Source organism: Baekduia sp. (assembly GCF_035318805.1).
Taxonomy (GTDB): Bacteria; Actinomycetota; Thermoleophilia; order Solirubrobacterales; family Solirubrobacteraceae; genus Baekduia.
In genome coordinates this window covers 1-21,823 of record NZ_DATHDY010000029.1, presented here as the reverse complement: position 1 = coordinate 21,823, position 21,823 = coordinate 1, and the positions used below count along the sequence as shown (strand labels likewise).

The following is a 21,823-nucleotide window of genomic DNA, read 5'->3' as shown; positions in this document are numbered from 1 at the left end:
CCCGATCCCGATGATCCGACCACCCGGAGTGCCCCGATGACCCAGCACGAGCAGCCCACGACCGTCTACGAGGACGAGGCCGAGTGGTACGACGAGCCCGCTGCCGAGGAGAAGGAGGCGCTGCCGCCTCGGCCACGGCGCAGGCTCCTGACGCCCGCGACGGGCGGGCTCGTCGCGGTCCTGCTCGTCGCCGGCGGCTTCCTCGGCGGCGTGGAGGCGCAGAAGCACCACGCCCCCGCCGCCGCCGGGGGCGCCCCCGCGGGCTTCGCGGGGCGCTTGGGCGGCGGCGGCGCCGGGGGCGGTGCGGGCGGTGCGGGCGCCGGGCAGGGCGCGCGCGGGGCCGGCGGGGCCGGAGCGGGGAGCGCGGCCGGCGCGGGCGGCGCGGCCGGCGGTTCGGCCGCCGTCGGCACGGTGGCCAACGTCAAGGGCAGCACGATCTACGTGACCGGCCCCGACGGCACGACGATCAAGGTCAAGACCAACTCGAACTCCAAGGTCACCCGCAACGCGTCGAGCAGCGCGGACGCCGTCCACCCGGGCGACACGGTGGTCGTCCAGGGCTCCAAGGCCTCCAGCGGGACCGTGACGGCGACGTCGGTGACCGCAACGGCCAAGGGCGTGAGCGCCGGCGGAGCGGGCGGCGGCGGGTTCGGCGGCGGCGGCGCCGGCGCGGCGGCGGGCGGCTCGGGAGCGAGCGCGGGCGGCGCTCAGGTCCCGCAGGGCTTCGCGCCGCCGGCCGGCTGACGGCGGGCGCGCCAGGCCGCGTCGCAGACCACTTCTACGAGACAATGCGCGGAGTGCCGCTCATCCACGTCACCGGCCACCGCAACCCCGATACGGACTCGATCGCCGCGGCGATCGGATACGCCGAGCTGCGGGGGCGACAGGATCCCGACAACACCTACATGCCCGTCCGGCTGGGGGACCTGAACTCCCAGACGCGCTGGGTGCTGCAACGGGCCGGGGCGGCCGAGCCCGAGTTCCTGCCGCACGTGATGCTCCGCGTGCGCGACGTGATGCAGGAGGACTTCTACGCGGCCGGCGTCGACGACGCGGTCCGCGAGGTCGGCCTCACGATGGCCCAGGACCGCCTCGACGTGGTGCCGATCGTCGACCACGACGGCCGCCTGGCCGGCGTCATGACCGAGCGCGCGCTGGCCCGTCGCTACATCCGCGAGTCGCGCGAGGCCTCGACCCTCGTCGACACGCCGACGCGCATCAGCGCGATCACCGCCGCGGTCAGCGGCGAGCAGGTCGTCGGCGAGGACACCACGGTGGCCGGGCGCGTCTGGGTCTACGCGATGGCCACCGGCTTCCCCGAGAGCGGGATCGGGCCCGGCGACGTGGTGATCATCGGCAACCGCGAGGACGCCCAGCGCCAGATGATCGAGCGCGGCGTGGCGCTCATGCTGATCTCCAACGGGGTGGCGCCCACCGACGACATCCTCAAGCTCGCCCGCGAGCACGGCGCCGCCATCGTGCTCTCCCCGCTGGACAGCTACGTCTGCGGACGCATGACGACGCTGGCGGCGCCGTGCAACGCGCTCATGGACGCCCAGCCCCTGACCGTCCGGGCCAACGACCTGCTCGAGGACGTCCGCGAGGAGATCAAGAACGTGCACTACCGGGCGGCCGTCGCGGTCGACCGGCTCGGGCACCCGATCGGCCTGGTGACGCGCTCGGACCTCGTGAACCCCGAGCCGCGCGAGGTGCTGCTCGTCGACCACGCCGAGCAGGGCCAGAGCGTGCCGGGCATCGAGCAGGCCCACATCGTCGAGATCCTCGACCACCACCACATCGGCTCGATCGAGACGCGCGTGCCGGTCCGGGCGACGTTCGACCCCGTGGGGTCGACCTCGACGCTCGTGCTCGAGCGCTTCCGCCAGGCCGGCGAGGAGCCGACGCCGCCGACGGCGACCGTGCTGCTCGGCGCGATCCTCTCCGACACCGTGATCCTCAACTCGCCGACGACCACCGAGCGCGACGGCGCGGCGGTGCGGTACCTGGCGGGGCACCTGGGCGTCGACCCCGAGGAGTTCGGCCGCGAGATGTTCGAGAGCGGCTCGGACGCCGCGGACGCGTCGGTCGACTCGCTGCTCTCGCGCGACTCCAAGGAGTACGAGACCGCCGAGGGACCGATGTCGATCGCGCAGATCGAGACGGCCGGGCAGATCCTCAGCGACCGCCTGGGCGAGCTGCGCGAGGCGCTGCAGAACCAGCACGACAAGAACGGCCACGTGCTGTCGGCGCTGATGGTCACCGACATCCTGGAGAAGCACACGCAGCTCCTGGTGGCCGGCGACGTGGGCGCGGCCGAGCGCGCCTTCGACCGGCAGGCCGAGGACGGGATCATCGACCTGCCGGGCGTGATGAGCCGCAAGAAGCAGGTGGCGCCGCCGCTCCTTGGAGCCTTCTAGGTTCCCGGGGCGGGGGACGTCCGATCGAGCCCGTCGGCAGCGCGCGTCATCATGTCGTCCATGGCCGCCACCAGTGAGTCGACCCCGACCACGACGGAGTCGCGCCTGGAGGATCTCGTCGTCATCTCGGGCTACTCCGGCGCGGGCAAGTCGACGGCGATGGCGGTGTTCGAGGACGCCGGCTACTTCTGCGTGGACAACCTTCCGCCGGAGATGATCCGCTCGTTCGTCGAGCTCATCACCCACCAGGGCTCGAAGGTCGAGCGCGCGGCCGTCGTCTCCGACGTCCGCGGCGGCGAGTTCTTCGAGCCGCTGGAGGGCGTGATCGAGGATCTGCACGCGCGGGGCCTGCCCAGCCGGGTGCTCTTCCTCGACGCCGACGACCTCACGCTGCTGGACCGCTACAAGGAGACGCGCCGCCGGCACCCGCTGGCCAAGGAGTCGAGCATCGCGTCGGGCATCGCCGCCGAGCGCGCGATCCTCGGGCCGATCAAGGAGCACAGCGACTTCGTGATCGACTCCTCCGGGTTGAAGGCCTCGCACCTGCGCCGCCGGATCGCCGACGAGCTGCTGCCGCGCCAGTCGCAGGGCCGCCTCGCGCTCACCTTCCAGAGCTTCGGCTTCAAGCACGGCCCGCCGCGCGACGCCGACCTCGTCTTCGACGTCCGCTTCCTGCCCAACCCGCACTACGTGCCCGATCTGCGCGAGCTCACCGGCCTCGACCCGCGCGTCGTCGACTACGTCGGCCGCGAGGGCAAGCTCGAGCAGCTCTACGCGCACCTCGAGCCGCTGCTGGAGTTCCTCGTGCCCGAGTACGAGGAGGAGGGCAAGGCCCACCTCAGCATCGCCATCGGCTGCACCGGCGGGCGCCATCGCTCGGTCGCGATCACCGAGCACCTCGCGCAGCGCTTCCGCGAGCGCGACGACGTCGTGGTCGAGGTCGAGCACCGCGATGTCGGCCGGCGGACCTAGCCGGCCGGATGCTCTTCCACGTCGGCTTCGAGGTCTCCGACCTCGCCCGTTCGGCGGCGTTCTACGACGCCGTGTTCGCCCGCCTGGGAATCCGCCGCGTCCACGACTCGCCGAGCGCGATCGCCTACGGAAGCCACGAGCCGCGGTTCTGGATCGTGGAGCGGGGCCGGCCACCGGCGCCGGGCTACGGCCACACCGCGATCCAGGCCTCGGGCCGGGTCGCGGTCGACGCCGCCTACGAGGCGGCGCTCAGCTCTGGCGGGCGCGACGACGGGCCTCCCGGCTTGCGCCCGCAGTACGGACCGCGCTATTACGCGGCCTACGTGCTGGACCCGGACGGGCTGCGTCTGGAGCTCGTCGCGGGCGGGCACTGACGACAAGCGGACCGATAGGGTCCGGCCCTCTCAGATCGACGTCCCCAGGAAGGACTGACACGAACATGCCCCTACGCGTCGGGATCAACGGCTTCGGCCGCATCGGCCGCAACCTGTTCCGTGCCGCCCAGGCCAAGAACGCCGACATCGAGTGGGTCGCGGTGAACGACCTCACCGACTCCAAGACCCTCGCGCACCTTCTGAAGTACGACTCGATCCTGGGTCCGTACCCGGGCACCGTCGAGGTGTCGGCCGACGGCATCCTGGTCGACGGCAAGGAGCTGAAGGTCCTCGCCGAGCGCGACCCCGCGGCCCTGCCCTGGCGCGACCTCGGCGTCGACGTCGTCATCGAGTCGACCGGCTTCTTCACCAAGCGCGCCGACGCGGCCAAGCACCTGGACGCCGGCGCCAGGAAGGTCATCATCTCGGCGCCCGCCAGCGACGAGGACATCACGGTGGTGCTGGGCGTCAACTTCGACAGGTACGACAAGGACGCCCACCACGTCATCTCCAACGCGTCGTGCACCACGAACTGCCTCGCGCCGTTCGCCAAGGTCGTCAACGACGGCATCGGCATCAAGCACGGCCTGATGACGACGATCCACGCCTACACCGCGGATCAGAACCTCCAGGACGCGCCGCACAAGGACCTGCGCCGCGCCCGCGCCGCCGCCGTCAACCTCGTGCCGACGTCGACCGGCGCCGCCAAGGCCGTCGGCCTCGTGCTGCCCGAGCTCAACGGCAAGCTGCACGGCTTCGCGGTCCGCGCCCCGATCCCGACCGGCTCGCTCGTCGACCTCACGTTCGAGGCTGACCGCCAGACCTCCGTCGAGGAGGTCAACGAGCTCTTCAAGAGCAAGGCCGACACCGGCGACCTCGCGGGGATCCTGCAGTACACCGAGGACCCGATCGTCTCGTCCGACATCGTGACCAACCCGTACTCGTCGATCGTCGACGGCGGCCTGACCGCGGTCCTGGACGGCACGCTCGTCAAGGTCGTCAGCTGGTACGACAACGAGTGGGGCTACTCGAACCGCCTCGTCGACCTCGTCCAGAAGGTCCTTTGAGAACCCTCGACGACCTCGGCGACCTCGACGGCAAGCGCGTCTTCGTCCGCGTCGACTTCAACGTCCCCATGGACGGCGACGTCATCACAGACGACGCGCGCATCCGCGCGGCGCTGCCGACCCTGGAGGAGCTGCGCCGCCGCGGCGCGCGGCTCCTCCTGGCCGCCCATCTCGGGCGGCCCAAGGACCGCGAGCCCGAGCTCTCGCTCGCGCCCGTCGCCGCGCGCCTGGGCGAGCTGCTGGACACCGACGTGACGCTGCTGGCCGACCTCGACGAGCCCGTGCCCGACGACCACGTCGTGATGCTCGAGAACGTCCGCTACGAGCCCGGCGAGACCAAGGACGACCCGGAGCTCGCGCGGCGCTACGCGGCGCTGGCCGACGCCTACGTCGACGACGCGTTCGGCGCCGCGCATCGCGCGCACGCGTCCACGCACGCGATCGCCAAGCTGCTGCCCAGCGCGGCCGGCCTGCTGCTGCAGCGCGAGGTCGAGACGCTGCAGGGCATCCTCGCCGACCCGCGGCGCCCGCTGGTCGCCATCGTCGGCGGCGCGAAGGTGACCGACAAGATCGGCGTGCTCGAGGCGTTCCTCGACACCGCCGACACCATCGTCATCGGCGGCGCGATGTGCTTCCCGTTCTTCAAGGCCCAGGGCCACGAGGTCGGCGCCTCGCTGTGCGAGGAGGAGGGCCTGGAGCCCGCGCGCCGCATCCTCGAGCGCGGCGGCGACAAGCTGCAGCTGCCCGTGGACCTGGTCTGCGGCGAGTCGTTCTCGGCCGACACGCCGGTGACGCCCGTCGACGGCATCGACGTCCCCGACGGGCTCATGGGCCTCGACGTCGGCCCGCGCACCGCGCAGGCCGCGAGCGAGGTCATCGCCAGCGCCGGGACGGTGTTCTGGAACGGTCCCATGGGCGCGTTCGAGCTGGAGCCGTTCGCGGCCGGCACGCGGGCCGTGGCCGAGGCGGTGGCGAAGGCGTCGGGCACCACGGTCGTCGGCGGCGGCGACAGTGCGGCGGCGCTCCGTCAATTCGGAGTCGAGGACCAGGTGAGCCACCTGTCGACGGGTGGCGGCGCGTCGCTCGAGCTGATCGAAGGCAAGACGCTCCCGGGCGTGGAGGTGCTGTCATGAGGACACCGCTGATCGCGGGCAACTGGAAGATGCACGGCACGATCGCCGAGTCCGAGGAGCGGGTGGCGTCGCTGCTGCCGCGCATCTCGACCGCCGAGCACGTCGACGTCGCGGTCTGCGTGCCGTTCACCGCGCTGCAGGCCGTCGTCGACTCCTCGCGCGGCTCGCGGCTGGGCGTCTTCGCGCAGAACGTGCACTGGGAGCCCCAGGGCCCCTACACCGGCGAGATCTCCGTGCCGATGCTCACCGAGATCGAGGTCGGCGGCGTGGTCGTCGGCCACTCCGAGCGTCGCCAGCTGTTCGGTGAGACCGACAAGCACCTGCAGCTCAAGGTCCCCGCCGCGCTGAGCGCGGGGCTCCAGGTGATCCTCTGCGTCGGCGAGACCGAGGAGGAGCGCGAGAACGGCGACACCGAGCGCCGGCTGCGCCACCAGGTCCAGGAGGGCCTGGAGAAGGTCGAGACAGACCGCCTCGGCGACGTCGTCATCGCCTACGAGCCGATCTGGGCGATCGGCACCGGCCAGACCGCCACGCCCGAGCAGGCCCAGGAGGCGCTGGCGTTCGTCCGCGCGCTGGTCGCCGATCGCTCCAAGGAGCAGGCCGAGCGCTCGCGCATCCTCTACGGCGGCTCGATGAAGCCCGACAACGCCGAGGAGCTGCTCGCGCTGCCCGACTGCGACGGCGGCCTGATCGGCGGCGCGTCGCTGGACGTCGCGCAGTTCACCGCCATCGTCGAAGCCGCGCCGCGCGCATGAGCGGCGGCGTGGTTCCGCGCGCGGTGCTCGTGGTCCTCGACGGCTGGGGCCTGGCTCCGCCCGGGCCGGGCAACGCCGTCGAGCTGGCCGGCACGCCGATCTTCGACGACCTCTGGGCGCGCTACCCGCATACCCAGCTGATCGCCGGCGGCACGGCCGTCGGCCTGCCCGAGGGGCAGATGGGCAACAGCGAGGTCGGCCACCTCAACCTCGGCGCCGGCGCGGTCGTCAAGCAGGACCTCACGCGCATCGACGAGGCCGTCGCCGACGGCACGCTCGGCGACAACCCGGCGCTGCAGGCGGCGCTGGACGGCTTCGAGCGCGTCCACCTCGTCGGCCTGGTCAGCGACGGCGGTGTCCACTCGGGGTGGAAGCACCTCGAGGCGCTGATCGCGCTGGCCGGCGAGAAGGGCGCGCCCGACATCGTCGTCCACGCCTTCACCGACGGGCGCGACACGTCGCCCCGCGGCGGCGAGCAGTACCTCGCGCAGGTGGAGGAATGGGCGCAGCGCGTGCCGCCGCCCTCGCACGCCCGCATCGGCTCGGTCATCGGCCGCTACTACGCGATGGACCGCGACCACCGCGAGGAGCGCACGAAGGCCGCCGTGGACCTGCTGCGCGACGGCGTCTCGCAGTACCACGCGCACTCCGCCGTGCAGGCCGTGAAGGACTCCTACGAGCGCGACGAGCGCGGCGACGAGTTCGTCGCCGCCACGACGGTCGGCGACGAGGCGCGCATCCGCCCGCAGGACTCGGTCATCGCCTTCAACTTCCGCCCCGACCGGATGCGCCAGCTGACCGAGGCGCTGGCCCCGCACGTCGCGCGCTACACGACGCTGACCGAGTACGAGGAGGGCTGGCCGTGGCCGGTCGCCTTCGGCCCGCAGCGGCCGCAGACCACGCTGACCAAGGTCATCGCGCAGGCCGGCGGCAGGCAGCTCCACGTCGCCGAGACCGAGAAGTACCCCCACGTCACGTACTTCTTCGGGGGCGGGGAGGAGGAGCCCGAGACCGGCGAGCGCCGCGAGCTCGTGCCGTCGCCGCGCGACGTCCCGACCTATGACAAGAAGCCGCAGATGAGCGCCCGCGAGGCCGCCGACGCCTTCGTCGCCGCCTGGCGCGAGGACGAGCCGGCGTTCGGGATCATCAACTTCGCCAACGCCGACATGGTCGGCCACACCGGCGTCATCCCGGCGGCGGTCCAGGCGGTCGAGACGGTCGACGCGTGCCTCGGCGACGTCGTCGCGGCGGTCCAGGAGACCGGTGGCGCGCTGTTCATCACCGCCGACCACGGCAACGCCGACGAGATGCTCGAGGACGACGGCTCGCCGGACACGGCGCACTCGCTGAACCCCGTGCCGGCGATCGTGACGGTCGACGGCCTCACCCTGCGCGACGGCGGCGTCCTCGCCGACGTCGCGCCGACGATCCTCGCCCTGCTGGGCATCCAGCAGCCCGCCGCGATGACCGGCCGGTCGCTGGCGTCGGACAGCTGAGCGCGTCGACGGCGCCGGCGCAGCGGTAGCATTCGGCCATGCTTTTCGGTGACCAGCACGTCGAGCGCTACGAGGCCACGGCCGGGGAGGAGGGGCACGACTGGCAGGGGACCCAGACGCTCATCCTCACCACCAAGGGCCGCAAGTCGGGCGAGGAGCGCAAGGCGGCGCTGATCTACGGCGAGAACGACGGCGACTACCTCGTCGTCGCCTCCAAGGGCGGGGCGCCCGAGCCGCCCGCGTGGTACCTGAACCTCCAGGCCGAGCCGGAGGTCCAGGTCCAGGTCAAGGACGACACCTTCACCGCGCGTGCCCGCGACGCCACGCCCGACGAGAAGCCCGCGCTGTGGGACCTCATGGTCGGTCACTGGCCGGACTACGCGACGTACCAGACCAAGACGGACCGGCCGATCGCGGTCGTCATCCTCGAGCGGGTCTGAGCCACCGCTCGTACGCACGGCCACCGCCGCGCGCACCGGCGCCTGCACGGGTTGGCGCACGGCGGTTGTTCGTGCAACGATGTGGATCTCGTGCCCACCACCACGACGGTCCCCACCCCTGCCGACAGCAGCGCGCTCGACGAGCGCGAGCTGCGCGCCTGGCGCGGCCTGCTGCGCGTCCACGCCTCGCTCTCCAAGGCCCTCGACGCGGACCTGGACCGCGAGCACGGACTCCCGCTGACGTCCTACGAGGTGCTGCTGTACCTCGCCGAGGCGGAAGGCGAGAAGATGCGGATGTGCGACCTCGCGTCGTCGGTGATCCTCAGCCGCAGCGGCCTCACGCGGCTGGTCGACCGCCTGGAGCGCGACGGCCTCCTCGTGCGCGAGTCCTGCGCCAGCGACGCGCGCGGCGCGTTCGCGAAGCTGACCCCCGCGGGCCACGAGAAGCTGGCCGCCGCGCGCGCCACGCACCTGGCCGGGGTGCGCTCGCTGTTCCTCGCGCACCTCGACGCCGACGAGCTCGAAGTGCTCGCCTCGGTGTGGGAGCGCGTGCTGCCCGGCGCGGCCGGTGCGGCGGCAGTGGACGACTGCGCCTGCTGAGTCGACCTTTCCACATAGCGGCCCGGCCGCTCTAGAGTGGCGCCGTGTCCGGTCCGGCCCGCGCCCCTCGACTGTCCCCGTGGGGACGGCTCGTGGCCGTCTGCGCGACGGTCGTGGCCGCCGCGGCCGTCACGCTCGGCGCCTGGAGCGTCGGCTCCGCGCAGGAGCGCCGCGTCGCGTACTCGGTCCACGGCACGATCACCGGCATGACGCTGGACCTGGGCGACGCCGACGTCGTCGTCGAGGGCGGCGGGCGCCGCACCTCGGTGGCGGTCGAGCACGTCGACCGCTTCGGGTTCGACCACGGCCCGGTCGTCCGCCGGACAATCTCCGGGGGCGTGTTCGTGGTGCGCTCGCGGTGCCCGCAGACCGTGCTGCACGGCTGCTCGGCGCGGTACCGCGTAGTCGTGCCCGACAACGTGCCGCTGACGGTCCGCACCGGCGACGGCTCGGTCACGCTGCGCGGCTACCACGGCTCGGCGCTCGTGACAACGGGCCGGGGCGACATCGACATCAGCGGCTTCTGCGGCTTCTCGCTGCAGGCGCGCGCCGAGGCGGGCGGCGACGTGACCGTCAGCACGGCGTGCCCGCCGCCACAGCTGGCGCTGCGCACGACGACCGGCCGGGTCCACGCGCGCGTGCCCGCCGGCCGCTACCGGATCGACGCCTCGACCTCGGGCGGCAAGCCAACCGTGCGCGGCGTGACCGAGGACGCAGGCGCGCCGTTCTCCGTGCAGGCGCTCAGCAGCTCCGGCCCGGTGCTCGTGGAGCGCGGGCCGTGATCCGGTCGCTCGCGCTCGCCCGCCGCGGCCGCCGCGCCGCCGAGACCGTCGCCTACCTCGCCGTGAGCGTCCCGATCGCGCTCCTGGGCGTGCTCGCGGTGCTGCTGCTGGGCGTGGGCGCGGCGCTGAGCGTGGTCGCGATCGGGTATCCGGTGCTGCTGGGCTCCGCGGCGGCCTGCCGTGGCCTCGTGCGGCTGGACCGTCGCCTCGCCAACCGCTTCCTCGGCACGCAGATCCCACCGCTGGCCGCGGGGCATCGCGTGACGGAGGGCAGCCTGTGGCGCCGGTCGCTCGAAGTGCTCGGCGACCGCACGCTGTGGCGCACCGTCGGCCTGCTGACGGTCAAGCCGCTGCTGACCGCGCTGCTCGTCGTCGTCGGCCTCGCGCCCGTCGTGGTGTGCGCCTGGCTGCTGCAGCTCGGCGTCGAGGGGATCGGCGGGCTCGGCCACAACGACTACTTCGGCCCCTGGTCCTTCGGGCCCGCCGTCGGGGTGGCGCTCTGCCTGCTGGCGCTGCCCGCCGCCGTGCTCGCCCTGGCCACGCTCGACGCGCTGCACACGCTGCTCTGCACGATCACCCGAGCGCTGCTGCTGCCGCGCGTCACGCCCAACGCGCCGGTGCGGGAGCTGCTGGCCGAGAGCCTCGGCGACCACTCGGTCGCGATCGCCTACTGGCTGCCGGACCGCGAGATGTTCGTCGACGAGAGCGGCCAGCGCGTCGAGCTGCCCGACCCGACGTCGGGGCGGGCGTGGACCGCCGTGGAGCAGGACGGCCGCCCCGTCGCCGCGATCGTCCACGACGCGGCGCTCGACACGACGAGCGAGCTGGTGCAGGCCGCCGCCGCGGCGGCCTCGCTGGCCATCGACAACGAGCGCCTCAAGGCCGACCTCCGTGCGCGCGTGGACGAGCTGCGCGTGTCCCGGCTGCGCATCGTCGAGGCGACCGACGCGGCGCGCCGGCGCATCGAGCGCGACCTCCACGACGGCGCCCAGCAGCAGCTCGTCGCGCTGGCGCTGGAGCTGCGCCTCCTGCGCGGCCGGGCCAAGGACCGCGACGATTTGGTCGGGCTCGTCGACGGCCTCTCGGAGCGCCTGTCCAGCGCGCTGGCCGAGCTGCGCGAGCTGGCCCGCGGCATCCACCCGTCGATCCTCACCGACCAGGGCCTGGCGCCCGCGATCGACGCGCTCGCCGACCGGACGCCCGTGGACGTGCGCGCCGACGTGGCCGTGGGCGAGCGCCTGTCCAAGCCCGTCGAGGCCGCCGCCTACTTCGTCGTCGCCGAGGCGCTGACCAACGTCGTGAAGTACGCCCGGGCGTCGAGCGTCGAGATCGACGTGCGCCAGGACAACGGCACGGTGCTGGTCCGCGTCGCCGACGACGGCGTGGGCGGCGTGGACATCGCGGCCGGCAGCGGCCTGCGCGGGCTGCAGGATCGCCTCGCCGCGGTCGACGGCGCGATGGACATCGACAGCCCGCCGGGCGGCGGCACCCGCCTGCAGGCGCGGATTCCCACGGACATGGAGGACCCGTCGTGAGACGCATCGTCGTCGCGCTGCTCGCGGCGCTGGCCGTCGCCGCCGCCGCGCTCGTCGCCGCCGGATGCGGCACGAAGACCACCGTCGACGAGGGCCCCGTGACCGTCGAGGGCGGTCCGGCGCAGACCGGCGAGCGGCCCGGCATCGCGCCCGGCGCGCCCACGACCGACAGCACGCGGATCGCGGTCGTCACCCACGGCCAGGCGTCGAGCGCGTTCTGGGCGATCGTGCGCAACGGGGTCGAGGCCGCCGGCCGGCAGATGGACGTGCTCGTCACCTACCGGGCGCCCGACGTCTACAGCCTCGACCACATGGTCACGCTCATCGATCAAGCCGTCGCGAGCAAGCCCGACGGCCTCGTCGTCTCGCTGCCCGAGGAGGGGCTGGCACCGGCGATTCGCCGTGCCGTGCGTGCGGGCATCCCCACCGTCACCATCAACTCGGGCAGCGACATGTACGCGAAGCTCGGCGTGCTCGCGCACGTCGGCCAACCGGAGGACCGCGCCGGCCTCAAGGCGGGTCAGCGCCTCGCCCGCGCCGGCGCGCGGCGCGTGCTGTGCGTCAACCTCCTGATCCGCAACCAGGGACTCGACGCGCGCTGCGCGGGGCTTGTCCGGGCGATGCGCGCGGTAGGCGGGCGCGCGCCCATGATCCGCGTCGACGACCTCGATCCGGGCGCGCCGCAGCGCATCGCCAAGGCGGTCGACGAGACGAAGGCCGACGGCGTCCTCGCGCTCAACGGCACGAGCGGCCTGGCGACGCTCAAGGGCCTGAAGGGGCGCACGCTGCCGATCGGCTCGTTCGACCTGGGACCCGACATCCTGCAGGCCGTGCGGCAGGGCCGGCTCGCGTTCGCCGTCGACCAGCAGGCCTATCTCCAGGGCTACCTGCCGGTGGTCTTCCTGGCCGAGCGTGCCCGCTACGGCCTGTTCCCGGCGCAGGGCGACGTGATCCCGACCGGGCCCAACTTCGTGACGAAGGCCAACGCCGCGCAGGCGATCAAGCTGGCGGAGCGGTCGATCCGATGAGCGGCCGCTACTCGATGGCGGGTGGGGCGAAGCGGTCGTCGCGCGCGAGCACCCGGGGGCTGTCGATGATGATGCGCCGGCGGCGCAGGCCCGCGAGGAGGCTCTCGGCGCCGCCGAACTGCACCAGCGTCACGTGCTCGTCGCGCCACGAGACGTCGAGCCTGTGCGGCTCGACGTCCTCGATCTGGCCGTCGAACTCGAGGCGCGCGCCCACGTGCGAAGGCTCGATCGTCACGGCCACGCGGGTGTCCTGGCCGACGACCAGCGGGGGACAGCAGCCGCCGTGCGGGGCCAGCGGCGTGAGGACGTATCCGCCGCAGCCGGGCGCGAGGACGGGTCCGCCGGCGGCCAGCGTGTACGCGCTGGAGCCCTGCGGCGTGGCGATGACGACGCCGTCGCCGGCGAAGCGCACGTAGAGCTCGTCGTCGACCTCGATGCCGATGACGACCTGGCCGGCGCCCTTGCGGACGACCACGAGGTCGTTGATCGCGACCTGCGGCGCGCCGCCGTCGGCCGCCACCGCGACGCCCGGGAGCACCTGCGGGCGCCAGTTGCCCGCCGCGACGTCGCGCAGCGCCTCCTCGATGTTCGCGGCGGCCACGGCCGTGAGCGCGCCGAGGCTGCCGCAGGCGACGCCGAGGACCGGCTTCTCGGCCGCCGCGCCGGCGTGGAGCGCCGCGAGCGTCGTCCCGTCGCCGCCCACGGCGATGATCAGGTCGCAGGTCGCCGGGTCGCCGGGCGGGGCGACGGAGCGCTCCTGGCCGTCGACGGGCACCTGCACGAGGTCGACGTCGTGGGTCGCGGCCCACTCCTCCATGGTCTTCAGGGCACGATCCAGCGGGCGATGCGGGTGCACCACCAGGCCGATGCGGTTCAGCCGGCTGGGGAGGTTCACGGAAGGGCCTCAGTACCCCGAAGGCGCGCGGGTCAGGCGCTCGCGCTCGTGGCCGCGGAGAGGGCCGCGACCTCGTCGGCGGTCAGCGCGATCTGGTTGACGGGGAGCAGGTCCTCCAGTTGCTGCACGGTGCGGGCGCTGGCGATCGGCGAGACGACCGTCGGCTGGGCGGCCAGCCACGCCAGGGCGATCGCCGCGACCGGCACGTCGTGCGCGGCGGCGACCTCGTCGAGGACGTCGAGCACGGCGGCGCCGCCGTGCCTGAGGTAGGCCGCGGCGGCGGGCGCGCGCGGGCTGTCGACCTCGGGACCGCCGGGGCGGTACTTGCCGGTGAGGAAGCCCTTGGCCAGGCCGAAGTACGGGACGGTGGACAGGCCGTGCTCGGCCACGACGGACGCCAGGCCGTTCTCATAGTCCTTGCGCTCGACCAGGTTGTACTGCGGCTGGAGCGCGACGTAGGCGGCCAGGCCCTCGCGGCGGGAGACCTCGAGCGCCTCCGCCAGGCGCGGCGCGGAGTGGTTCGAGGCGCCGATCGCCCGGACCTTGCCGGCGCCGATCAGCTCGCCGAACGCGCCGAGCGTCTCCTCCAATGGGGTGTCCTGGTCGTCGATGTGGGCCCAGTAGAGGTCGATGCGATCGGTCTGCAGGCGTTGCAGCGACGCGTCGGCGGCCGTCAGGATCGCGTTGCGCGACAGGCCCTCGAGGCCGTGCAGCGCGCCCACCTTCGTGGCGACCACGAGGTCGTCGCGCCGCTCGGGGTGCGCCGCCAGCCACGTGCCGATGATCGTCTCGGACTCGCCTCCGCGGTTGCCCGGGATCCACGCGGAGTAGACGTCGGCGGTGTCGATGAAGTTGCCGCCGCCGGCCACGTAGGCGTCGAGGACGGCGTGCGCGCCGGCCTCGTCGACGTTCCAGCCGAACACGTTGGTCCCGAGGGAGAGCGTGCTGACATCGAGATCGCTGGTTCCGAGCTTCGTCATCGCCCTGACGCTAGCGGCCCTCCACGTGCGGCGAGGGTGGGCGGACCGCACGCTAGGTTGGGGCGCCGATGGCGTCCCCTCTCGAGATCCTGGCCCGCGACGCGGGCTCCCGTGCCCGCGCCGGCGTGCTGCGCACCGCCCACGGCGAGGTGCGGACCCCCGCGTTCGTGCCGCTGGCCACCAAGGCCACCGTGAAGGGCCTGACGCCCGGCGAGGTCCGCGGCCTCGGCTACGACATGGTGCTGGGCAACACCTATCACCTGTTCCTGGAGCCGGGCCACGAGCGGATCAAGCGCTTCGGCGGGCTCCACGAGTTCATGCGCTGGGACCATCCGATCATCACCGACTCGGGCGGCTTCCAGGTGTTCTCGATGGGCCACGGGACCGTCGCCGACGAGATCAAGGGCCGCGCATCGCACGGCGGGGCGCGCCACGGCAAGACGCTCGGCATCACCGAGGACGGCGTGCGGTTCCGCTCGCACATCGACGGCTCGGAGAAGTTCCTGGCGCCGGAGACGTCGATGGAGATCCAGGCGGCGCTGGGCTCCGACATCGCGCTGGTCTTCGACGAGTGCACGCCGTTCAACGTCACCAAGGACTACACCGCGCGCTCGACCGAGCGCACGCACCGGTGGCTGGAGCGCTGCCTGGACTGGCACGAGCAGCACGGGCCCGAGGGCCAGCTCGTCTACGGGATCGTGCAGGGCGGCGTCTACGAGGACCTGCGCAAGGAGTCGGCGCAGACCATCGGCGCGTCGCGCGTGGACGGGATCGCCATCGGCGGCTCGCTCGGCGCCGACAAGCCGCAGATGTACGAGGTCGTGTCGATGGCGACCGAGGTCCTGCCGGAGGCGCCGCCCCGCCACCTCCTGGGCATCGGCGACATCGACGACCTCGTCCGCGGCGTGGAGCTCGGCATCGACACGTTCGACTGCGCGATGCCGACGCGCCTGGGCCGTCACGGCGTCGCGCTGGTCCCCGAGCCCGACAAGCGCTGGCGCGTCGACCTCACCGCGGGGCGGTTCAAGGACTCCGACGAGCCGATCTACGAGGGCTGCCCGTGCCCGACCTGCGAGGCCGGCAACACCCGCGGCTACCTGCGCTACCTGGTCAACAACCGCGAGTTGACCGGCCTGCGGCTGCTCGTCGTCCACAACCTCGCGTTCGTGCGCCGGACGATGACGCGCCTGCGCGAGGCGATCATCGCCGGGCGGCTGGCCGAAGAGGCCGCGGCGCTGCGCGGCGGCCTGGCGCCCTAGCCCACGCGGGGCAGCTCGCCCTTCTCGCCCGGCTCGCGGGCGTAGCGGGCGTCGACGTGGGTGCCGGTCGGCGCGCCGTCGGCCTGGGCCTCGGCCGCCTGCGCGGCCTCGATCGCGGCGATGCCGTCCTGCGGCCTGGCCAGCATGCCGCGCTCGATCAGCGGCTGCAGGACGCCGCGCAGCGCGATGACCGCGCCCGACCAACCTGGCGCGTAGGTCGTCCGCCGGCGGCCGAGGACGCCGCGCTCGATCGCGTCGCCGGCCCGGGCCAACGGGATCGGCTTGGTCAGGAACTTGGGGCTGCCCTTGCGCGAGGCCTCGGCCGCGGGGTGGGCGAAGCTGTCGCGCACCATGTCGGTGTCGATGAAGCTGAAGTACGCGACGCCGACCTTGGTGCCGGTGTGGGCCACCTCCATGCGCAGCGCGTCGGCGAAGGCCTCGACGCCGGCCTTGGCCATCGTGTACGGCCCCATCAGCGGGAGGTGCATCACGGCCGACATGGAGGAGACGGGCAGCACGTAGCCCTGGCGCTGCACCACATGCGGCAGCGCGGTGCGGATCGTGCGCCACACGCCGAGCAGGTTGACCTCGATCACGCGCTCGAAGTCCTCGATCGCCATCCCGCCGATCGTCCCGACGTTGGCGACGCCGGCGTTGGCGATGCACACGTCGATCCCGCCGAACCGCTGCACGGCGCCGTCGACGGCGGCCTCCAGCTCGTCCCAGTCGGTGACGTCGGCGTGGAAGGCCGCGGCGCGGTCTCCGAGCTCGGCCGCGCGCGCCTGCAGCTCGTCGGGCTCGAGCCCCACGAGCGCGACGCTGGCGCCTCGCGCGTGCAGCCGCCTGGCCGCCTCCAGGCCGATGCCGCGCGCCGCGCCGGTGACCAGCACGACCTTGCCGTTGACGTCGTACGTCTCGCGTCCCATGGGCGCAAGCCTATGGGCGTTCGGTCCGCGGCGCGCCCGCACGGCGGCGGGCCGCGGTCATTGCGTGTTGTCGTCGATGAGCTGCGTCAGGTCGTCAACGACCTGGTTGGCCCGGTCGTGGACCACGTTGCGCAGCTGCACGGAGTTGCCGGTGGAGGAGGTCGCCACGTACGCGGCGGCGCCCGCGCCCGCCAGCAGGGCGAGCAGCAACAGGGTGGTGAACATGCGCCGCAGGGCGCCGCGGCGGCGCCTGCGGCGGCGCGGGGCGGGGGCCGCGCGCTCGCGCTCGCGGCGGGTGCGGCCGCGCTGCGGCTGCTCGGGGTAGGCGACCGGCGGCGCGGGGGCCGCGGTTGGCTGTCGCGGGGCGCGCGGCGCACGCGGGACGACCATCGGGCCGGTGCCGGGCTCGCCGGGCAGGACCGTCGTGGCCGACGTGGCGTCGGCCGCGGCGATGTGGGTCGCGTCCTCGTCGGGGCCGATGCCCCGGGCGCCGTCGAGCACGGCCTGGCGCATCGCCTCGGCGCTCTCGTAGCGGCGGCGCGGGCTCAGCGCGAGCGCGCGCTCGACCGCCACGCTGAGCGCGACGGGGATCGTGGGATCGAGGTGGTGCAGCGGCGCCGGGACCTCGCGCTGCTGCTTGAGCGCGAGCTCGGTCAGCGACTGCGCCTCGTAGGGCAGGCGGCCCGAGAGCAGCTGGTAGGCGACGACGCCGAGGCCGTAGAGGTCGGCGGCCGGGCCGGCCTCCTCGCCGGCGGCCTGCTCGGGCGCGAGGTAGGCGGCGGTGCCCAGGACGGAGCCGATCTGCGTGATCGACGACTCCTCGCTGGAGAGCTTGGCGATCCCGAAGTCGGCGAGCTTGACCGTGCCGTCGCCTTCGGACAGCAGGAGGTTGCCCGGCTTGACGTCGCGGTGGACCAGGCCGTGGCGGTGGGCGTACTCGAGCCCGCGGCAGCCCTGGGCGATCCAGTCGACGGCCTCGTCGACCGGCAGCCGCTCGCGGTCGCGAAGGACCTGCGCGCCCGACGGCCCGACGATCCGCTCCATGACGATGTAGTGGCGCCCCGACGTGTCGTCGAGCCCGAAGTCGTACACCTGGACGATGTTGGGATGCACGAGGCGGGCGGCGGCCATCGCCTCGCGGCGGAAGCGCGTGACGAACTGCGGATCGTCGGCGAGGTGCTCGGCCAGCAGCTTGACCGCGACGTTGCGCTCCAGCCGGCTGTCGAAGGCGACGACGACCGTCGACATGCCGCCGAGGCCGAGGCGCTCGCCCAGCTCGTAGCGGCCGGCGATGACCTGCCCGGCCATCACGGGACCGGCACCTCGGCCGCCGGAGGCGTCCCGCCGTTGTCGGCGGGTGGCGGGGTGTCGCTGGTCGTCGTGGGCGGCTGGGTGGTCGTGTCGGGCGGCACGGTCTCCGTCGTCGTGGGCGGCGGCGCGGTGGTCGTCGTCTCCGGCGGCACCGTCTCGGTCGTGGTGGGTTGCGTCTCGGTCGTCGTCGGCTCGGGCGGCTGGGTGTCGGTGGGCTGCGTGTCGGTCTGGGCGGCGGCGGCCGTCTCGCAGTCGGTGGGCGCTGTCTGCTGCAACGCCTGGATGCCGTCGTTGATGCGGCTGCGCAGGCGACGATCGACCTTGCTGCTCAGGCTCGTCGCGTCGTCGTGGACGCGCTGCAGCTTGTCGCCGAGTCCGGTGCAGTCGCCCGCGTCGACGTCGGCCTTGATCTGGGCCAGCTGGGCCTTGAGGCTGGAGGCGTCGCTGGGCGGGATCAGGTTGGAGCGATCGCCACAGCCGACCGCGACCGCGGCGGCGACGCCGAGGACGAGCGCGACGAGGTGGGGGAGCAGGCGGCGCACGGCTACTGCCCGTACTCCAGGCGGTCGGCCAGCGAGGCCGGCAGGCGCGCGGCGCGGATGGCGGCCTGCGCGCCGGAGATGTCGTACTCGGTGCGGCGCCACTGCGCGCGCCAGAGGTCGGTGTCGAGCAGCATCCAGGCGGCCCGCGAGTCGCCGTCGCGCGGCTGCCCGACGCTGCCGGGGTTGAGGATCCACTCGCCGCTGGAGAGGTCGACCGCGTCGCCGCCGCGGCGGGGCTCGCCGGTGGCGGCCTCGCCCTCGGGCCGCACGAAGGACAGCGCGACGTGCGAGTGGCCGACCAGCGCCACGCGCTGGCGCATCGCGTCGAAGCACAGCTCGGCCAGCAGCGAGCTGAGCACGTACTCCCAGACGGGATCGCGCGGGCTGCCATGGTAGAGGCCGATCTCGCGGGCGTCGCCCGTGGGCGCGCGGGCGCGCAGCCAGGCCGCGTGCTCGGGGTGCAGGACCTCCTGGGTCCAGCGCGCGGCGATGGCGGCGCCGCGGGAGAACTCCTCCAGCGACAGCTCGCCCGTCACGGCCATGTCGTGGTTGCCGGCCAGCACGACGTCGGCCTGCTCGCGGACGCGCGCACAGCAGTCGTTGGGGTCGGCGCCGTAGCCCACGACGTCGCCCAGGCACCACACCTCGTGCACGTCCTCGCGCTCCACGTCCGCCAGAACGGCGTCGAGGGCATGGAGGTTGCCGTGGATGTCGGAGAGGACTGCGATGCGCATGGGTACGGGGACAGGCCGGGCGTCCGGGTCGGTCTGAGGGGGAATGACCCGGGGCCCGGAACGCGCCGAGCGGCGCGAAAGCCGCTGTTGAGGCTACCGCGGGCGCCCGCGGGCCGACGTCGCTGGGCGCCGTGTTGCCGCCGCGCTACGCGTCGTCTTCGGGCGGCGGCTGCTGGCCGGCCGGGCCGCCGTACTCCGGGAGGTTCTTGATCCCCTCGCGGGTCTCCCACTTGGAGTAGTTGTCCTGCATCGCGTCGATCAGCTCGCGCATGAACTTCGGCGACAGGTTCACGCGTGTGACCACCACACCGGGGACCTCCTCGTCCTCGACCTCGTGGTCGACGCGCGCGAACGTCACGGTGAACTCGTATTCGGAGTGGCTGACGTTCGCGAAGTTCGCGTAATGCCCCGCCATCTGCTTCGGGTCGAAGTGGATGTTGATGTGGCGCTCGGGCCCTTGGTGCTCGTCAGCCATAGGTGCCAGTATCGCAACCAGATGAAGATCGTCGTGCTGGCCGTCGGCCGCATCAAGCCTCCGTATGCGGACGACGTCCAGCACTACCGCAAGCTGCTGGCCGGTCAGGCGCGCGTGGAGGTCCTGGAGGTGCGCGACGACGAGCAGGTGGCCAAGCGGATCCCGGAGCGCGCCTACGTGTCGCTGCTCGACAGCGGCGGAGAGGCGTTCGACTCGATCGCGTTCAGCCGCTGGATGGAGGAGCGGCGGATGGAGGGTCGCGACCTCTGGTTCGTCATCGGCGGCGCGTTCGGCGGCGTGGAGCTCGACCGCGTCGACCATCGTCTCTCGTTCGGACCGCTGACGCTGCCCCATCAGCTCGCGCGCGTGGTCCTGCTGGAGCAGGTCTACCGGGCGCACAAGATCCTCGGCAACGAGCCGTACCACTACTGATGGCGGCCCGCGACGCCAAGACCCCGCGGACGCGCGCCGAGTCCTGCCGGCGATCCTGGGCGTCGGGACGCTCTTCTACGGCCTGGTGTCGGTGACCGAGCTGCTGGTCGCGGGGCACGTGGCCGACCTGCTGGCCGCGCGTAGGATGCAACGGATGATCGATGCCACCCGCGACCACCTCATCATCCGCGGCTTCGGCCGGGTGGGGCGGCAGGTGGCGCGCGATCTGCGGGGCGACATCCGGGGCGGGTCCTGCATCGTCGGGCTGCGCCGCGCGGCCGGCGGGTTCGTCCCCCAGCCGGAGCCGGGGACCGCGCTGGAGCCCGGGGACGTCATCATGGCCATGGGAACCCCGCGCACCATGGACCGACCCGACAGCCTCTTCGCCCCCACGCACGCCGGAGCTCAGCTGTGAGCAGCCCGGTCGACGACCTGCGCGCCGCCGTCGAGCGCGCGGCCTCGGCCGCCGCCGGTGCCGGCGCGCCGGTGCCCAAGGGCCGGCCGACGCTCGAGCGCCCGCGTCAGGCCGAGCACGGCGACTACGCCACGAACGCCGCAATGCTGCTGGCGCCGGTGATGAAGGCGTCGCCGCGCGATGTGGCCGGGCGGCTGGCCGAGGAGCTCTCGCGTGGCCTGGGCGCGTGGCTGGATCGCGTCGAGGTGGCCGGGCCCGGGTTCCTGAACCTGTTCTTGTCCGACGCCTGGTACGCCGACGCGCTCGGTCACGTGCTGGAGGCGGGCGACCGCTTCGGCGCGGCGTCGGCGCCGGTGTTCGAGAACGTCGACGTCGAGTTCGTCAGCGCCAATCCGACGGGCCCGCTGCACGTCGGCCACGCGCGCAACGCCGCCTACGGCGACGCGCTCGCGCGGCTGTTCTCGTTCGTCGGCCACGACGTCACGCGCGAGTTCTACATCAACGACTACGGCTCGCAGGTCGTCAACTTCGGGCGCTCGGTGCAGGCGCGGGCACGCGGGCAGGAGGTCCCCGAGGACGGCTACGTCGGAGACTACGTCGCGACGCTGGCGCTGGAGATCCCCGATGCGGCCACGCGCCCCGTCGAGGAGGTCGGCGCCGAGGCCGTGGCGATGATGGTCGAGCGGGCCCGCGCGTCGCTGCACGCGTTCCGGGTCGAGTTCGACGTGTGGTTCAGCGAGCGGTCGCTGCACGAGGGGTCGCCGTCGGGCGTGGCGCACGGGTTCGACGTCCTGGAGGAGCAGGGCAACTCGTACCGCTCCGACGGCGCGCTGTGGCTGCGGACGACCGAGTTCGGCGACGACAAGGACCGCGTGCTCGAGCGCTCGACGGGCGAGCACACCTACTTCGCGTCCGACATCGCCTACGCGCAGAACAAGCGCGAGCGCGGCTTCGATCGCATGGTGTACGTGTTGGGTGCCGACCACCACGGCTACATCGGGCGCATGCGCGCCGCCTACCAGGCGCTCGGCGGCGACCCGGATCGGCTCGACCTCCTGATCATGCAGTTCGTGCACCTCGTCCGCTCGGGCGAGAAGGTGTCGATGAGCAAGCGGGCCGGCGAGTTCGTGACGCTCGACGAGCTCGTCGAGGAGATCGGCGTCGACGCACTCAGGTACTCCCTGGCGCGCTACCCGGCCGACTCACCGCTGGTTCTGGACGTCGCCGAGATCACCAAGGCGTCCGCCGACAACCC

Annotated in this window: 24 protein-coding genes; 17 read left to right on the top strand and 7 right to left on the bottom strand. The window is 73.2% G+C overall.

All coding sequences use genetic code 11. The features are described 5' to 3' along the window. The first annotated feature begins 36 nt into the window (after positions 1-36). From VK501_RS06700 to VK501_RS06640, 13 genes are all read left to right on the top strand, one after another. Positions 37-744, top strand: coding sequence for a hypothetical protein (locus VK501_RS06700; RefSeq protein WP_324335907.1), 708 nt, complete (start codon positions 37-39; stop codon positions 742-744). A gap of 53 nt (positions 745-797) precedes the next feature. Further along, on the top strand, positions 798-2,417 hold the full coding sequence (locus VK501_RS06695; RefSeq protein ID WP_324335905.1) for a putative manganese-dependent inorganic diphosphatase: 1,620 nt from the start codon (positions 798-800) through the stop codon (positions 2,415-2,417). A 60-nt stretch (positions 2,418-2,477) separates the two neighbouring features. Next, on the top strand, positions 2,478-3,389 hold the full coding sequence (gene rapZ, locus VK501_RS06690) for an RNase adapter RapZ (RefSeq protein ID WP_324335903.1): 912 nt from the start codon (positions 2,478-2,480) through the stop codon (positions 3,387-3,389). Between the two features lie 8 nt (positions 3,390-3,397). After that, the gene (locus VK501_RS06685) at positions 3,398-3,763 is read left to right on the top strand and encodes a VOC family protein (RefSeq protein ID WP_324335901.1); all 366 of its coding nucleotides are present in this window, start codon (positions 3,398-3,400) and stop codon (positions 3,761-3,763) included. A gap of 65 nt (positions 3,764-3,828) precedes the next feature. Next, entirely contained in the window at positions 3,829-4,830 is a 1,002-nt protein-coding gene (gap, locus tag VK501_RS06680; RefSeq protein ID WP_324335899.1) for a type I glyceraldehyde-3-phosphate dehydrogenase, read from the top strand. Then, on the top strand, positions 4,827-5,963 hold the full coding sequence (locus VK501_RS06675) for a phosphoglycerate kinase (RefSeq protein ID WP_324335898.1): 1,137 nt from the start codon (positions 4,827-4,829) through the stop codon (positions 5,961-5,963). The genes gap and VK501_RS06675 overlap by 4 nt, the downstream gene beginning before the upstream one ends. Continuing rightward, positions 5,960-6,718, top strand: coding sequence for a triose-phosphate isomerase (tpiA, locus tag VK501_RS06670; RefSeq protein ID WP_324335896.1), 759 nt, complete (start codon positions 5,960-5,962; stop codon positions 6,716-6,718). The genes VK501_RS06675 and tpiA overlap by 4 nt, the downstream gene beginning before the upstream one ends. After that, positions 6,715-8,214, top strand: coding sequence for a 2,3-bisphosphoglycerate-independent phosphoglycerate mutase (gene gpmI, locus VK501_RS06665; protein WP_324335894.1), 1,500 nt, complete (start codon positions 6,715-6,717; stop codon positions 8,212-8,214). Before tpiA ends, gpmI begins: the two co-directional genes overlap by 4 nt. Positions 8,215-8,252: 38 nt before the next feature. Then, positions 8,253-8,654: a nitroreductase family deazaflavin-dependent oxidoreductase gene (locus VK501_RS06660; protein WP_324335892.1), complete on the top strand. Its 402-nt coding sequence runs from the start codon at positions 8,253-8,255 to the stop codon at positions 8,652-8,654. A 90-nt stretch (positions 8,655-8,744) separates the two neighbouring features. Further along, positions 8,745-9,254: a MarR family winged helix-turn-helix transcriptional regulator gene (locus VK501_RS06655; protein WP_324335890.1), complete on the top strand. Its 510-nt coding sequence runs from the start codon at positions 8,745-8,747 to the stop codon at positions 9,252-9,254. A gap of 44 nt (positions 9,255-9,298) precedes the next feature. Then, positions 9,299-10,036 carry a hypothetical protein gene (locus VK501_RS06650; RefSeq protein ID WP_324335888.1) on the top strand — a complete coding sequence of 246 codons (738 nt, stop codon included), beginning with the start codon at positions 9,299-9,301 and terminating at the stop codon, positions 10,034-10,036. Continuing rightward, the gene (locus VK501_RS06645) at positions 10,033-11,571 is read left to right on the top strand and encodes a sensor histidine kinase (protein WP_324335886.1); all 1,539 of its coding nucleotides are present in this window, start codon (positions 10,033-10,035) and stop codon (positions 11,569-11,571) included. The genes VK501_RS06650 and VK501_RS06645 overlap by 4 nt, the downstream gene beginning before the upstream one ends. Further along, positions 11,568-12,599 (top strand): substrate-binding domain-containing protein, encoded by a 1,032-nt coding sequence (locus tag VK501_RS06640; protein WP_324335884.1) that lies wholly within the window; start codon positions 11,568-11,570, stop codon positions 12,597-12,599. The genes VK501_RS06645 and VK501_RS06640 overlap by 4 nt, the downstream gene beginning before the upstream one ends. 7 nt (positions 12,600-12,606) lie before the next feature. Here the strand turns inward: VK501_RS06640 and VK501_RS06635 are convergent, their stop codons facing one another. Further along, a complete protein-coding gene (locus VK501_RS06635; RefSeq protein ID WP_324335882.1) occupies positions 12,607-13,494 on the bottom strand; it encodes an NAD(+)/NADH kinase in 888 nt (295 codons plus the stop codon). Positions 13,495-13,526: 32 nt separating this feature from the next. Beyond that, the gene (locus VK501_RS06630) at positions 13,527-14,474 is read right to left on the bottom strand and encodes an aldo/keto reductase (RefSeq protein ID WP_324335881.1); all 948 of its coding nucleotides are present in this window, start codon (positions 14,472-14,474) and stop codon (positions 13,527-13,529) included. A 68-nt stretch (positions 14,475-14,542) separates the two neighbouring features. Here VK501_RS06630 and tgt point away from each other — a divergent pair, with 68 nt between their 5' ends. Then, a complete protein-coding gene (gene tgt, locus VK501_RS06625) occupies positions 14,543-15,733 on the top strand; it encodes a tRNA guanosine(34) transglycosylase Tgt (RefSeq protein WP_324335879.1) in 1,191 nt (396 codons plus the stop codon). On the opposite strand, the gene VK501_RS06620 is transcribed toward tgt, so the two are convergent. The 5 genes from VK501_RS06620 to VK501_RS06600 all read right to left on the bottom strand — a co-directional run bounded on the left by VK501_RS06620 (position 15,730) and on the right by VK501_RS06600 (position 19,721). Then, positions 15,730-16,659, bottom strand: a complete 930-nt coding sequence (locus tag VK501_RS06620; protein ID WP_324335877.1) for an SDR family oxidoreductase — start codon at positions 16,657-16,659, stop codon at positions 15,730-15,732. The genes tgt and VK501_RS06620 overlap by 4 nt on opposite strands. Positions 16,660-16,716: 57 nt before the next feature. After that, a complete protein-coding gene (locus VK501_RS06615) occupies positions 16,717-17,967 on the bottom strand; it encodes a protein kinase domain-containing protein (RefSeq protein WP_324335875.1) in 1,251 nt (416 codons plus the stop codon). Continuing rightward, complete coding sequence (locus VK501_RS06610; RefSeq protein WP_324335873.1) at positions 17,967-18,512, bottom strand: hypothetical protein; 546 nt, start codon at positions 18,510-18,512, stop codon at positions 17,967-17,969. Before VK501_RS06610 ends, VK501_RS06615 begins: the two co-directional genes overlap by 1 nt. Positions 18,513-18,514: 2 nt before the next feature. Beyond that, positions 18,515-19,246, bottom strand: a complete 732-nt coding sequence (locus VK501_RS06605; RefSeq protein WP_324335871.1) for a metallophosphoesterase family protein — start codon at positions 19,244-19,246, stop codon at positions 18,515-18,517. Between the two features lie 145 nt (positions 19,247-19,391). Continuing rightward, positions 19,392-19,721 (bottom strand): DUF3467 domain-containing protein, encoded by a 330-nt coding sequence (locus VK501_RS06600; protein ID WP_324335870.1) that lies wholly within the window; start codon positions 19,719-19,721, stop codon positions 19,392-19,394. Positions 19,722-19,742: 21 nt separating this feature from the next. On the opposite strand from VK501_RS06600, the gene VK501_RS06595 reads away from it, so the two are divergent. The 3 genes from VK501_RS06595 to argS form a co-directional block, all read left to right on the top strand. Further along, positions 19,743-20,153, top strand: a complete 411-nt coding sequence (locus VK501_RS06595) for a 23S rRNA (pseudouridine(1915)-N(3))-methyltransferase RlmH (RefSeq protein ID WP_324335869.1) — start codon at positions 19,743-19,745, stop codon at positions 20,151-20,153. A 91-nt stretch (positions 20,154-20,244) separates the two neighbouring features. Continuing rightward, on the top strand, positions 20,245-20,568 hold the full coding sequence (locus tag VK501_RS06590) for a hypothetical protein (RefSeq protein WP_324335867.1): 324 nt from the start codon (positions 20,245-20,247) through the stop codon (positions 20,566-20,568). Beyond that, positions 20,565-21,823: arginine--tRNA ligase (argS, locus tag VK501_RS06585; RefSeq protein WP_324335865.1), on the top strand; the 1,259-nt coding region annotated here is incomplete at its 3' end. The genes VK501_RS06590 and argS, both read left to right, overlap by 4 nt.